This window comes from Nocardia sp. NPDC006982, from assembly GCF_042869435.1.
In the GTDB taxonomy this organism is placed as follows: Bacteria; Actinomycetota; Actinomycetes; order Mycobacteriales; family Mycobacteriaceae; genus Nocardia.
Window position 1 is genome coordinate 126,541 of sequence record NZ_JBIAFV010000011.1, and the last position, 12,380, is coordinate 138,920.

Consider the following 12,380-nt stretch of genomic DNA (forward strand, 5'->3'; position numbering starts at 1 on the left):
ACCGAAGAAAGCCGCCGATCCGGGATCCGGATCGGCGGCTTTCGTATTTATGAGGAGTTATCGAGGGGCAGGGAATCCCGGAATATTCGGTAATCCCGGAATGCCTGGAATGCCCGGAATCGGAAGACCAGGCGCAGGCGCCGGTCCGGGTGCCGGCGCGGGTGCCCGTTCCGTCCCGTCGCTGATATAGATCGTGATCACCGACCCGGGAATCGCCGACCCATTCGGCGCTGTCCCCATCACCGTCCCCTTCGGCGGCGCACCGGTGCCGTTCACCGGCGAGACCTGGAAGCCCGCGGCGACCAGTGCGGCAGTCGCCTGACCTTGGGTCATGCCCGCGACATCGGGGACCTGGGCCTGGTTGGACCCGCGCACATATTTGTCGTCCAGCGGTGGCAGCGCGGGCGGCGGGAAGTTCCCGATCACCGGCTTGACCGCATTGAACCAGGTGCGAGCGGGTTCATTACCACCGAACAGATTGCCGTCGCCGCAGCCGCGCAGCGGGAACGAGCAGATCTCACCGGGTGTCGGGCTGTCGCCGTAGACGTAGGCCGCGGCCGCAAGCGAATTGGTGAAGCCGAGGAACGCCGAGGAGCGGTGGCTCTCGGTGGTTCCCGTCTTGGCCGACAGCGGCGCGTTCCAGCCGGTCGCCCGCGCCGCGCCGGCCGCGGTGCCGCTGATGTCGTCCTGACTCATGGCATTGGCCAGCGTGTTCGCCAGTCCGGGATCGACGACCTGTTCACAGGCCTGCTGGGTGAGCGGCACCGTCTTGCCGGAGCGGTCGATCACCTCCTTGATCGGCGACGGCGGGCACCACCGGCCGCCGGAACCCAAGGTGGCGGCCACATTCGACAGCTCCAGCGGGTTGATCGCGACCGGGCCCAGGGTGAACGAGCCGAGGTTCTGTTCCTTGATCATGTCCGCCAGGCTCTGGTTGCCGTGGCCCGAGCTGCCCGCCTCGGTGTAGGAACGCATGCCGAGGCGCACCGCCATATCGACGGTCGGGGTGACCCCGACGGCCTGGATCAGCTTGACGAACGCGGTATTCGGCGAGGTGGCCAGTGCTTCGGTCACCGACATCGGCGACTTGTAGTTACCCGCGTTCTGTACGCAGTAGGTGGCGGGCGGGCAGCCACGCGCACCACCGTTACCCATGCCCTTCGCCTCGAACCGGCCCGGCACATCGAGCTGGGCGTTGATACCGAGACCCTTTTCCATGGCCGCGGCCGTGGTGAAGATCTTGAAAATCGAGCCCGCGCCGTCACCCACCATCGAATACGGCTGCGGCTGCACGGTTTCGTTGGCGTTGCGGTTCAGGCCGTAGGTGCGACTGCTGGCCATGGCCAGCAACGGATGCGAATCCTGTCCAGGCCCGACCACCGACATCACCTGGGCGATGTCGTCGAGGTTAGGGTTCGCGGCCTCGGTGACCGAGCGTTTCACCGAATCCTGCAGAGCCGGGTCGAGCGTGGTCTTGATCGTGTAGCCACCGGTATTGATCTGCTCGCGGCTGATACCGGCATTGGCCAGATACTGCAGCGCGTAGTCGCAGAAGAAGCCGCGATCGTTGGCGGCGATGCAGCCGCGCGGGAGCCCCTTGGGCTCGGGGAGCACGCCGAGCGGTTCGGACTTGGCCTTGCGGAATTCCTCGGCGCGGCTGGGGATGTTCTGGATCAGCGTGTCCAACACGGTATTGCGCCGCTGCAGCACACCCTCGGGATTGGTGTAGGGATTCAGCTTCGAGCTGGACTGCACCATGCCCGCGAGCATCGCCGACTGCGGCACATTCAGATTCGCGGCGTCGACGCCGAAGTAGGTCTGCGCCGCGTCCTGGATGCCGTAGGAGGAGTTACCGAACGGGACGAGATTCAGATATCGGGTGAGGATCTCGTCCTTGGTGAGCTCTCGGTCCAGCGTGAGCGCCATCCGGATCTCGCGCAGTTTGCGTGCGGGAGTGGTCTCGATGGCGGCCCGGCGCTCGGCGTCGGTCTTGGCGACGACGAGTAGCTGGAAGTTCTTCACATACTGCTGATCGAGGGTGGACGCGCCCTGTTGCACCTCGCCGCTGCTCGTATTGGTGACGAACGCGCGCATGGTGCCGGTCCAGTCCACACCTGCGTGCTCGGCGAAGCGCCGATCCTCGATTGAGACGATCGCCAACTTCATATCGTTGGAGATCTTGTCGCTGGGGACCTCGAAGCGGCGCTGCTCGTACAACCAGGCGATGGGCGTTCCATTCGCGTCGACCATGGTCGAGACGGCGGGGACGGTGCCCTCCACCAGCTCTGCGGACACATTGTCGACGGCGTCGGCGGCGCGGTTGGAGACGAACCCGAAACCGCCTGCGAGAGGGAACAACAACCCGGCGACGAGCACGGCGGCCAGCGCGCAGCTGCCGGCCAGCCTCGCGAGCGTATGTGTGATCGGCACGGACCCAGACTACGGGGTGCCGATTCGGCGCTCTCGGGTGTGTTTGCGAGTAGCTCGGATCCTGGAGTTCGCATGCCGGATTGGGCGTGTCGCGGGATGGATTCCGGCGTGTCGCGGAGGGGCGGGCCGCAGGTCGAGTCGACCGCCCGGTTCTGGATCACGGTTGCAGGGACGGACGTACCAAAAAGTCTCGGGACGGTCTTGCGCAGAAGCCATACCTTTACCTAGATTGAGAACCCAGTGTGATAGAGCTAACACTCAAAGTGGAATGTGGTGCAGTTCGCAGCGGGGTTTGGGTTGCTGCGACACTGACACGCGATTCTGGAGCGCCGTTGACCCGGTGTTCGGACTGCAAAGGGGCACACCAAATGCACATGACAACCCCCATCGCTCGATTGGACGTAGAGCAGGCCGAAGCAAGGATCGCCTGGGTAGCCCAGGCTCGATGCAAGGAAGTAGACCCTGATCAACTGTTCGTCCGCGGCGCGGCGCAGCGCAAGGCGGCGACGATCTGCAGGCACTGCCCGGTGCTGATGCAGTGTGGGGCCGATGCACTCGACAATCGAGTCGAGTTCGGCGTGTGGGGTGGAATGACCGAACGGCAGCGTCGTGCGCTGCTCAAGCAGCACCCGGAGGTGACGTCCTGGGCGGACTTTTTCCAAGCCCAGCGTCAACATCAAATCGCAATCTAACCCTGGAACTGAAGCCGAGCCCGCGATTGCGGGCTCGGCTTCGTTAACGGGTCTATATCAAACCGGCATCAGAATGACACAGTCGCTCTGGCGATTTCGCCGCCGATAACGCCTCAGGCGGTCACCTCGACCGGGTGCGCATCGGTGAGTTGCGCCGCGACGGCACGCAGCGCCTCCAGATCGGAGACCTCGAAGGGCAGGGCGGTCACCGAAGCGATCGGGACCCGTGGATGCGCACCGGTGAACCGGTGCAGCAGATGCTGTTCGCGCTTGGCGGTAGCGACCCGATGGGCGTGAATACGCAGCACCGCGGCGGTCAGCGGATCGGATTCGGCGAGCTGATCGGCGGCGGTCAGCGCATGATCGGCCGACAGTGAACTGAGCATCGGGTGGGTCCGGTTCAAGATCAGTCCGGCCAGCGGCATGCGTTCGGTCGAGAGGCGGTCGACGAAGAAGGACGCCTCGCGCAGCGCATCCGGTTCGGCGGCCGCGACCACCAAGAAGTGCGTGCCCGGCTTGGACAGCATCGCGTACGTGCGGTCCGCGCGATCCTGGAAACCACCGAACAACGACTCCAGCGACTGCAGGAAATTCGACGCGTCCTTGAGCATCTGGCCGCCGACAATGGTCGAAACCCCGCGCACGGCCAGGCTCATCGCACCGGTCACCAATCGGGTGACACCGCGACCGGGAGCCATGATGACCCGGATCATCCTGCCGTTCAAGAAGTTTCCCAGCCGCTGCGGCGCATCGAGAAAATCGAGCGCATTGCGCGACGGGGGAGTGTCGACCACGATCAGGTCCCACTCCTTGCGCCCGGCCAACTGACCGAGCTTCTCCATCGCCATGTACTCCTGCGTACCGCCGAAGGAGGAGGCGACCGTCTGATAGAAGGGATTGGCGAAGATCTGCTCCGCCTTCTCCTGACTGGTGTGCTCGAGCACCATATCGTCGAAGGTGCGCCGCATATTGAGCATCATCGCGTGCAATTCGCCCTTCGCGTCCGGACCGAGCGCCACCCGCTGCGGGGCGTTGTCCAGATCGGCGACACCGAGTGACTGGGCCAGCCGACGTGCCGGGTCGATGGTGAGTACCACGACCTTGCGCCCCTGCTCGGCCGCGCGCAATCCGATGGCCGCCGCGGTGGTCGTCTTGCCGACGCCGCCGGAGCCGCAGCAGACCACCACCCGCGCGGTGGGATCGGCGATAATGCTCGAAACATCTAGTGGCGTGGCCACATTCGGACTAGTCATCGGACCCCCTGCTTGCTCAGATGTTCGGCAAGTTCATAGATGCCACCGAGATCCATGCCGTCGGCGAGCGCGGGCAGATACATCCGCGATACATCCACCTTCGCGAGTTCGGCGGCGCTTTCGTCCTGTGCCCGCAAAGTGGCCGAATGCTCGACGGTTTCGGTGATCAGGCCCTGGAAGTCCTGGTCCGACAGGGAAATTCCGGTTTCGGTGAGTCCGGCGCGAATGGCATCGCGATCGATATCGCCCTGTGCGGCTTTATTGCGCACGTCGGCCGGCAGTTGGCCCTTGGTCGCCCGGTTCACGATGACGGTGCCGATTCGCAGGTCATTGGCGGTGAGTTCGGCGACGGCGTCGGCGGTTTCCTGCACGGGTAGCGCCTCGAGCAGGGTGACCAGGTGGATCATCGTCTGATCGGAGTGCAGCAGCCTCGAGACGCCCTCGGCCTGCGAGGCGATCGGCCCGCCCTTGGCCACCTCGACCATGGCCTGGGTGACATCGAGGAAGCTGGCGATCCGTCCGGTCGGCGGTGCGTCGACGACGATTTCGTCGAATACCGGCTTGCCCTGCTTATCTACCCGGACCGCGCATTCCTTGATCTTGCCGGTCAGGATGACATCGCGCAGACCGGGTGCAATCGTGGTGACGAATTCGATGGCGCCGACCCGGCGCATCGCCCGCCCGGCGAAGCCCAAGTTATAGAACATGTCGAGGTATTCGAGGAAGGCGTGCTCGATATCGAGTGCGAGCGCGACTACTTCACCGCCGCCGTCCGCGGTGGCGATCCTGGTTTCGGTGGGCGGCAGCGGCGGCAGATCGAACAGTTGGGCAATGGACTGCCTGCTCTCCACCTCGACCAACAGCACCCGTCGTCCGCCCGCGGCCAGCGCGAGTGCCAGCGCGGCGGCGACCGTCGACTTGCCGGTTCCCCCTTTGCCGGAGACATAGTGCAGGCGGGCCTTATCCGCGCGCTCCGGCCAACCTGTTTCCGGCCCCGGCTCCGCCGAAATAGGCACTGCTGTTGGTACTCCCACGATCGCGAGCCTATAACCCGTTCTGACATCGCGTCCCAGCGATATGGTCAGCGCCTCATTTTCCAGCGATTCCGTCCCAGACGGCAGGCTGCAGGGTTTGCCGCAAGGTGAGATACCCGCTCTCTCGACCACAACGGAGCGAGTCTTACGAGCGAGGAGTTCGCGGCCCGTCTCGCGTCCGAGTCGTCGAAGCGCATGCGACGAAGTCGCGAGTCTCGACGGCGCCGCTAGCGACTGCTTGCAGGTCGCTCGAAAGGGTCAGCCGCGAGACACCAGGGGGCCGCGAACACGCAGCGCCGAAGGCGCTGCCAAAGTAACTGCATGAGTGATTCGAAGGTGTGGGAGTACGCCACCGTTCCGTTGCTGACGCATGCGACCAAACAGATCCTGGACCAGTGGGGCGCCGACGGTTGGGAGCTGGTGACCGTGCTGCCCGGTCCGACCGGTGAACAGCACGTCGCCTACCTCAAGCGCCCCAAGTAACCGAAGGGACTTGCACTTATGACCCAGTGGGAGAAGAACCTCGCCCAGCTCGGCCTGACCCTGCCGCCGGTCGTGGCGCCGGTCGCCGCCTACATTCCGGCGATCCGCACCGGATCGCTTGTCTACACCTCCGGTCAGCTGCCGTTCGTAGACGGCCAGCTCTCGGCGACCGGCAAGGTCGGCGCGGAGGTCTCGCTCGAACAGGCCAAGGAGGCGGCCAAGTTCTGCGCGCTGAACGCGATTGCCGCGGTGCACGATCTGGTCGGGCTCGATGCGGTGGTGCGCATTGTGAAGGTCGTCGGATTCGTCGCCTCCGCACCGGGATTCACCGATCAGCCGCAGGTCGTCAATGGCGCCTCGGAATTGCTCGGTGCGGTCTTCGGTGATGCGGGCGTGCACGCGCGCTCCGCGGTCGGCGTCGCCGAACTGCCCCGCAACACCCCCGTCGAAGTCGAACTGATCGCCGAAGTGCGCTAGACAGGTTCGATGACGCTCACCCATCCCGCATACGGCCGGCTGCGCCAGGTCACGCCGACCGCGGCGGTCGTGCTCGCGGACAATCCCGGCCAGATGACGCTGGAGGGGACCAATACCTGGCTGCTGCGTGCGCCGGGGCAATCGGAATACGTCCTCGTCGATCCGGGACCGAAGGACAAGGCGCACAGCGAGACGCTCGCCCGCGTCACCGACGGCAATATCGCGCTCACCCTGATCACGCACCGGCATCACGATCACACCGGTGGCATCGACCGGCTGGTCGCGCTGACGGGTACGCCGGTGCGGGCCAGGACCGCCGAATTCCTGCGCGGTTCGGATGCGCCGCTGATCGACGGCGAGGTGATCGAGGCCGCCGGACTGCGGATCACCGTCCTCGATACTCCCGGCCACACCAAGGATTCGGTGAGTTTCGTACTCGACGACGCGGTGTTGACCGGTGACACCATCCTCGGCTTCGGCACCACCGTGCTCGATTCCACCGACGGCACCCTCGCCGATTACCTGGCATCGCTGGACAAGCTGGTCGAGGCGGGTGCGGGACGTGCGCTGCTACCCGCGCATGGTCCGGATCATCCCGATCTGGAACCGATCGCGCGGTACTACATCGAGCATCGGCAGGAGCGGCTCGATCAGGTGCGGGCGGCATTGCGCGTGCTCGGGCCGAACGCGGGTGCGATGTCGGTTGTGCGCAAGGTCTATGCCGATGTGGACAAGCGGCTGTGGCCTGCGGCACGCAGTTCGGTGCAAGCGCAGTTGGAGTACCTGCGCGCCGAGCAGAACTAGAAACACCGAAGCACGCTGAGTTCATTCGGTAGCTGAACTCAGCGTGCTTTTGCGTTCAGATGCGTCAGCGCGCGCGGCGGGCCAGGCGCTCGGAGTCGGAGATCAGCACGCTCTTGCCCTCCAGCCGTAGCCAGCCGCGGTGCGCGAAGTCGGCCAGAGCCTTGTTCACGGTCTCGCGGGAGGCGCCGACCAGCTGTGCGATCTCTTCCTGGGTGAGGTCGTGGGTGACCCGCAGCGCACCGGCCTCCTGGGTGCCGAACCGCTGCGCGAGCTGCAGCAACGCCTTGGCGACCCGGCCGGGGACGTCGGTGAAGATCAGGTCGGCCAGGTTGTTGTTGGTGCGGCGCAAACGGCGGGCGAGAACGCGCAGCAGTTGCTCGGCGATCTCGGGCCGCTGGTCGATCCAGGACTTGAGCGCGTCACGGTCCATGGTGACCGCCCTGACCTCGGTCACGGTGGTAGCGGTCGAGGTGCGCGGACCCGGGTCGAAGATCGACAGCTCACCGAACATGTCCGACGGACCCATGATGGTCAGCAGGTTTTCCCTGCCGTCCGGGGAACGTCGTCCGATCTTCACTTTTCCGGAGGTGATGATGTACAACCGGTCGCCGGGCTCGCCCTCGTTGAAGATGACATGGCCGCGCGGAAAATCCACGGGCTGCAGTTGTTTGGCGAGAGCCGCCACCGCGGTGGGCTCTACGCCTTGGAAGATGCCTGCTCTGGCGAGGGCCTCGTCCACGAATGTGCTCCTTATGGGAAATGGCTCTGTCCTGGACCGAAGCGATTCGGCCAACAGCGCAGTCTACGCGGCATTACAGCAGCGTAGTGACAGACACCACGTAACGAGTCGATTGCGCGGCGTGCCAGGTACCGGTTGGTAGGGGATTCAGCTGGCGCGTGCGACGTCCAGCTCTTCGCCACGGGACCGACGCCTGCGCATCCGTGCCACCGCGGCGGGCAGTCCGAGCTTCGTCAGCTCCTTCACTTCGGCGTTGCTTGCCTTGTCCAGGTACTGCTGAACCTCTTCGTCGGGTTCGAGAAGTTTGCGGAGCCGATTCTCGACCCGCTCCATGCCCAGTGCAAAAAGCATCAGCACCACTGGGAAGAGCACCACAGCGAGTCCTTGCATGACGAGCAGTAAACACGGTCTAGGTCTCAGATGGAACACGGCAAGAGATCTAGGAGGGCACCGTTGTGGGGTGGTTCCGTATGGTGGACGCGTGCGTGTCTCCCCCTCCACTGCTGCCGTGAGCGGGCCTGCGCCTGCCGTCGAGGCGACCGATGCGCAACCCGGCGCGGTCCCCGCGCCGAAGCGCAAATCCCGAGCGCGACAAGCGGAAACCCAGCTCGGCCTGACCCGAAGGGCCCGCCGGATGAACCGCACTCTCGCGGTGGCTTTTCCGGACGCGCACTGTGAGCTGGATTTCACCACACCGCTCGAATTGGCGGTTGCGACAATACTTTCCGCGCAGTGCACCGATGAGCGGGTGAATCTGACCACACCCGCGCTCTTCGCGCAGTATCAGGACGCTCGCGCCTACGCCGAGGCAAACCGCGCCGAGCTGGAGGAATACATCCGGCCGACGGGCTTCTTCCGCAACAAGACCAGTTCGCTGATCGGGCTCGGGCAGGCGCTGGTCGAACGCTTCGATGGTGAATTGCCTCACACCCTCGACGAACTGGTGCAGTTGCCGGGCATCGGCCGCAAGACTGCCAACGTCATCCTCGGCAACGCCTTCGGGGTGCCCGGCATTACGGTCGACACCCATTTCGGCCGGCTGGTGCGCCGCTGGGCGTGGACCACCGAGGAAGATCCGGTGAAGGTCGAACACGCCATCGGCGCGATCATCGAACGCAAGGAATGGACGATGTTGTCCCATCGCGTGATTTTCCATGGGCGCCGGGTCTGTCATTCCCGCAAGCCCGCATGCGGTGTCTGCATTCTGGCCAAGGACTGCCCGTCGTTCGGGGTCGGGCCGACCGATCCGGAAACCGCGGCCAAGCTGGTGAAGGGTCCGGAGGCGGAGCATTTGCTCGAGCTGGTGGGCCGGTGAGACGAATACCTGTCGCGGCGCGTTTGGCGCTGGCAGGGTTGATCACCGTGGTGGCCTTGGCGGTCGCGCTGTGGCCCCGCGCTGACGACGAGACCGCGACGAGCGGCGACCACTCGGCGAATTCCCTTGCGAGCGCATCGGTCGAAGCGCGCACCGCCGCCGGGCTCGCGAATTGCCCGACGCCCGCAGCGGATGCGGTGGGACGCGGGCCGCTTGCCGGACTCGCCCTGACCTGTCTGTCCGACGGCAAACCGGTCGACCTGGCAGCCGCACTCGCGGGCAAACCGGCACTGCTGAACCTGTGGGCGTACTGGTGTGGACCGTGCGCCAAAGAGTTGCCAGATGTGCAGGAGTACGCGCGACGGGCCGGAAACGCGGTTACGGTGCTGACCGTGCACAGCGATCCGGATGAGGCGAGGGCGCTCGCGCTGCTGACCGACCTGAAGGTGACGTTGCCTGGCGTCCTCGACCCGCGCACCAAGGTGCGAACCGCGGTCGGTGCGCCCGCCGTGCTGCCGGTATCGGTGCTGTTGCGTGCCGATGGTTCGATCGCCGAGGTGGTGGTGCGGGCATTCAACGGCGTCGACGACATCGCCGATACGGTCGCGAATAATCTGGGAGTTGCGGCATGACCGAGATCCCCATGCCGGACAGCATCCCGAAATGGCTGCGCCGAGCGGCGGACCCGAATACCGATCCCACCGACACGCTGTCCTTGGCGCGGGCGGTCCGGCGGGCCATGACGATCAGCACCACACCGCGGCAGGCGGCAGTGCTCGTGCTGTTCAGTGGTTCGCCCGAAGCCGATCCCGAGGCGCCGGGCGGGCTGCCCGCCGATGCGGATGTGCTGCTCACCCAGCGCGCTTCCACCATGCGCCAGCACCGCGGTCAGGTCGCCTTTCCCGGCGGTGCGGTCGATCCCGGCGACTCCGGTCCGATCGACACCGCCCTGCGCGAGGCCTGTGAGGAGACCGGGCTGGCGCGCGAGGGCGTCGAACCCTTTGCGGTGCTGCCGAAGCTTTTCGTGCCCCCTTCCCGATTCGACGTGACCCCGGTGGTGGCCTACTGGCACACCCCGAGGGCGGTCCACGTGGTCAACCACACCGAGACCGAACGCGTCGTGCGGGTGCCGCTCGCCGACCTGCTGGACCCGGCGAATCGCTTCATGGTGCGTGGCAGCCTCGGCTATCAGAGTCCGGCATTCCAGGTGGACGGAATGCTGGTGTGGGGACTGACCGGCGGCATTCTGGCGGGCATCTGCAAGACCGCCGGGTGGGAACGGAACTGGGACCACAGCGATGTTCGCGATCTAGAGTCCGCGCTGGCGGCCGTAGGGATGACGTTATGAGTTCATCGGCTTGGCTCGATATCGCGGTGGTGCTGCTCGCGCTGCTGGCCGCCTCCTCCGGTTGGCGGCAGGGTGCGGTGGCCTCCGCGCTGGCCTTTCTGGGCGTCGTACTCGGCGCGGTCGCGGGCATTCTCATCGCTCCGCACATCCTGATCCATGTCAATGAGGGCAGACCGCGGGTACTCACCGGCGTGCTGTTGATCGTGCTGCTGGTCATCGTCGGTGAGGTCGCGGGCATGGTGCTCGGCCGGGCCGCGCGCGGCGGTATGCGACATCCGTTCACCCGCAGTGTGGACAGCGTCGTCGGCGCGGTACTGCAGGCGGTTGCGGTGCTGGTCACCGCATGGCTGCTGGCGTTGCCGCTGGCCACCTCGTCCCAGCCGGCCATCGCCGCGGCCATCAATGGTTCGAAGGTGCTCGCCGACGTCAACGATGTCTCCCCGAGTTGGCTGCGGCGGCTGCCGAACGAATTCTCCAAGCTGCTCAACACCTCCGGGCTGCCGGATGTCATCGGACCGTTCGGTCGCGCGCCGATCGCGGCGGTCGAACCGCCGGATCCCAGCGTGCTCGCCAGCCCGGTCGCGGCCTCGCTGCAGCAGAGTGTGCTGCGCATCCGCGGCGTGGCCCCGAGTTGCCAGCGGGCGCTGGAGGGTTCGGGCTTCGTCATCGCGCCCGAACGGATAGTTACCAACGCCCACGTCGTCGCGGGGACGACCAGCATCACAGTTGACGCCACCAACGGGCCACTGAATGCCACTGTTGTCTTGTTCGATCCGTCCAAGGATGTCGCGGTGCTCTCGGTACCGGGGCTCACCGCGCCCGTGATCCCAACTGCTCCGCAGCCAGCGCACTCCGGTGACAGCGCTATCGTGCTGGGCTACCCAGGCGGCGGTCGGTACACCGCCAGTGCTGCCCGCGTTCGCGAGACGCTGGACTTGACGGGCCCGACGATCTACCGCAACGGCACCGTCGAGCGGGAGGTCTACACGGTTCGTGGCCAAGTGCGTGCAGGTAATTCGGGTGGGCCGCTTGTGGATACGGAGGGACAGGTGCTCGGCATCGTGTTCGGTGCGGCGGTAACCGACGATGACACGGGATACGTACTGACGCTGTCCGAGGTCCGGGCGCAATTGAATACTGCCCCTGGTGCGGTTGCACCAGTCGAGACCGGCGCCTGTGTGCTGAGCTGAACACCGACGGCGCATCGGGTGGTAGCCGATGCGCCATGTCGGCTGCACGTCGCGCGAATTCGCTAGTTACGCTAGCGAATTCGATGTCAATGGATGACACGGTCCACACTCGCTCGCTAGCCTGAGCTTGCCGTCCGGCCAAGGAAATCGCGCCGGGGCTACGGAATTCTATTGTGGCCATATATGTTCAGAGGAACCATCGCAGAGCGCTTGCCTGCATGGTGGTTCGGAGGGGATGATCCGATGTCGAGAAATCTGCTGTGAGAAGCATCCCTGCGGTCGCGACCTTTGCCACAGTTGCGACCTTTGCCAGCGTGGTCGCGCTTGGTGTGGCGATGCCCGGGACCGCGGACGCGGATGACGGGGCAAAGTTTTGCTACACCTATGTCGACATCAGTTATGACCGCGGCGGGCGATGCAGCGACGGTGGTGCGGGGACGGCGATCTATCCGGAGCGATCCCCGATCGCGACTATCCAGGCCGGTTCCCATCAAGGTCTGATTGAAACCGAGAACCATCAGCCCTATCACTTCGGGGAACACGACCTGATCACCAACATCAACGACATAGTGATCAGAATCACTTTCGATTACTAGCTGTCGTCCCTGCGGGCAA

General features: G+C 65.3%; 14 protein-coding genes. 9 read left to right on the top strand and 5 right to left on the bottom strand.

The features are described from left to right. Window positions 1-57: 57 nt before the first annotated feature. Window positions 58-2,430 (bottom strand): penicillin-binding protein, encoded by a 2,373-nt coding sequence (locus ACFYOW_RS33980; protein ID WP_387294164.1) that lies wholly within the window; start codon window positions 2,428-2,430, stop codon window positions 58-60. Window positions 2,431-2,798: 368 nt separating this feature from the next. Here ACFYOW_RS33980 and ACFYOW_RS33985 point away from each other — a divergent pair, with 368 nt between their 5' ends. After that, window positions 2,799-3,122 (top strand): WhiB family transcriptional regulator, encoded by a 324-nt coding sequence (locus ACFYOW_RS33985; RefSeq protein ID WP_040686051.1) that lies wholly within the window; start codon window positions 2,799-2,801, stop codon window positions 3,120-3,122. Window positions 3,123-3,235: 113 nt separating this feature from the next. Here the strand turns inward: ACFYOW_RS33985 and ACFYOW_RS33990 are convergent, their stop codons facing one another. Together ACFYOW_RS33990 and ACFYOW_RS33995 are read right to left on the bottom strand one after the other, a co-directional pair. Beyond that, a complete protein-coding gene (locus ACFYOW_RS33990; protein WP_387294165.1) occupies window positions 3,236-4,375 on the bottom strand; it encodes an ArsA family ATPase in 1,140 nt (379 codons plus the stop codon). Then, on the bottom strand, window positions 4,372-5,391 hold the full coding sequence (locus ACFYOW_RS33995; protein WP_063046862.1) for an ArsA-related P-loop ATPase: 1,020 nt from the start codon (window positions 5,389-5,391) through the stop codon (window positions 4,372-4,374). Before ACFYOW_RS33995 ends, ACFYOW_RS33990 begins: the two co-directional genes overlap by 4 nt. Window positions 5,392-5,730: 339 nt before the next feature. Here ACFYOW_RS33995 and ACFYOW_RS34000 point away from each other — a divergent pair, with 339 nt between their 5' ends. From ACFYOW_RS34000 to ACFYOW_RS34010, 3 genes are read left to right on the top strand one after another with little or no spacing between them, the layout of a single operon-like run. Beyond that, window positions 5,731-5,892 (top strand): DUF4177 domain-containing protein, encoded by a 162-nt coding sequence (locus ACFYOW_RS34000; protein ID WP_085998464.1) that lies wholly within the window; start codon window positions 5,731-5,733, stop codon window positions 5,890-5,892. An 18-nt stretch (window positions 5,893-5,910) separates the two neighbouring features. Continuing rightward, window positions 5,911-6,369: a RidA family protein gene (locus ACFYOW_RS34005; protein ID WP_063046861.1), complete on the top strand. Its 459-nt coding sequence runs from the start codon at window positions 5,911-5,913 to the stop codon at window positions 6,367-6,369. Window positions 6,370-6,378: 9 nt separating this feature from the next. Then, window positions 6,379-7,173, top strand: coding sequence for an MBL fold metallo-hydrolase (locus ACFYOW_RS34010; RefSeq protein ID WP_387294166.1), 795 nt, complete (start codon window positions 6,379-6,381; stop codon window positions 7,171-7,173). A 64-nt stretch (window positions 7,174-7,237) separates the two neighbouring features. Here the strand turns inward: ACFYOW_RS34010 and ACFYOW_RS34015 are convergent, their stop codons facing one another. Beyond that, window positions 7,238-7,912, bottom strand: coding sequence for a Crp/Fnr family transcriptional regulator (locus ACFYOW_RS34015; RefSeq protein WP_011206875.1), 675 nt, complete (start codon window positions 7,910-7,912; stop codon window positions 7,238-7,240). Window positions 7,913-8,059: 147 nt separating this feature from the next. Beyond that, entirely contained in the window at window positions 8,060-8,302 is a 243-nt protein-coding gene (locus tag ACFYOW_RS34020) for a hypothetical protein (protein WP_040686056.1), read from the bottom strand. Window positions 8,303-8,546: 244 nt separating this feature from the next. On the opposite strand from ACFYOW_RS34020, the gene nth reads away from it, so the two are divergent. From nth to ACFYOW_RS34045, 5 genes are all read left to right on the top strand, one after another. Further along, the gene (nth, locus tag ACFYOW_RS34025; protein ID WP_387294272.1) at window positions 8,547-9,227 is read left to right on the top strand and encodes an endonuclease III; all 681 of its coding nucleotides are present in this window, start codon (window positions 8,547-8,549) and stop codon (window positions 9,225-9,227) included. Further along, window positions 9,224-9,859 (top strand): TlpA family protein disulfide reductase, encoded by a 636-nt coding sequence (locus ACFYOW_RS34030; RefSeq protein WP_387294167.1) that lies wholly within the window; start codon window positions 9,224-9,226, stop codon window positions 9,857-9,859. The genes nth and ACFYOW_RS34030 overlap by 4 nt, the downstream gene beginning before the upstream one ends. Next, window positions 9,856-10,575 carry an NUDIX hydrolase gene (locus ACFYOW_RS34035; protein WP_387294168.1) on the top strand — a complete coding sequence of 240 codons (720 nt, stop codon included), beginning with the start codon at window positions 9,856-9,858 and terminating at the stop codon, window positions 10,573-10,575. Before ACFYOW_RS34030 ends, ACFYOW_RS34035 begins: the two co-directional genes overlap by 4 nt. Beyond that, on the top strand, window positions 10,572-11,765 hold the full coding sequence (locus ACFYOW_RS34040; protein WP_387294169.1) for a MarP family serine protease: 1,194 nt from the start codon (window positions 10,572-10,574) through the stop codon (window positions 11,763-11,765). Before ACFYOW_RS34035 ends, ACFYOW_RS34040 begins: the two co-directional genes overlap by 4 nt. Window positions 11,766-12,025: 260 nt before the next feature. Next, window positions 12,026-12,361, top strand: coding sequence for a hypothetical protein (locus tag ACFYOW_RS34045; RefSeq protein WP_387294170.1), 336 nt, complete (start codon window positions 12,026-12,028; stop codon window positions 12,359-12,361). Window positions 12,362-12,380: the final 19 nt, after the last annotated feature.

Excerpts from the sequence above, each read along its gene's own strand:
- ACFYOW_RS34005 (WP_063046861.1), top strand. The coding sequence starts at position 5,911 with ATGACCCAGTGGGAGAAGAACCTCGCCCAGCTCGGCCTGACCCTGCCG.
- ACFYOW_RS33990 (WP_387294165.1), bottom strand. The coding sequence starts at position 4,375 with ATGACTAGTCCGAATGTGGCCACGCCACTAGATGTTTCGAGCATTATC.
- ACFYOW_RS34040 (WP_387294169.1), top strand. The coding sequence starts at position 10,572 with ATGAGTTCATCGGCTTGGCTCGATATCGCGGTGGTGCTGCTCGCGCTG.
- ACFYOW_RS33985 (WP_040686051.1), top strand. The coding sequence starts at position 2,799 with ATGCACATGACAACCCCCATCGCTCGATTGGACGTAGAGCAGGCCGAA.
- ACFYOW_RS34020 (WP_040686056.1), bottom strand. The coding sequence starts at position 8,302 with ATGCAAGGACTCGCTGTGGTGCTCTTCCCAGTGGTGCTGATGCTTTTT.
- nth (WP_387294272.1), top strand. The coding sequence starts at position 8,547 with ATGAACCGCACTCTCGCGGTGGCTTTTCCGGACGCGCACTGTGAGCTG.
- ACFYOW_RS34000 (WP_085998464.1), top strand. The coding sequence starts at position 5,731 with ATGAGTGATTCGAAGGTGTGGGAGTACGCCACCGTTCCGTTGCTGACG.
- ACFYOW_RS34010 (WP_387294166.1), top strand. The coding sequence starts at position 6,379 with ATGACGCTCACCCATCCCGCATACGGCCGGCTGCGCCAGGTCACGCCG.
- ACFYOW_RS34035 (WP_387294168.1), top strand. The coding sequence starts at position 9,856 with ATGACCGAGATCCCCATGCCGGACAGCATCCCGAAATGGCTGCGCCGA.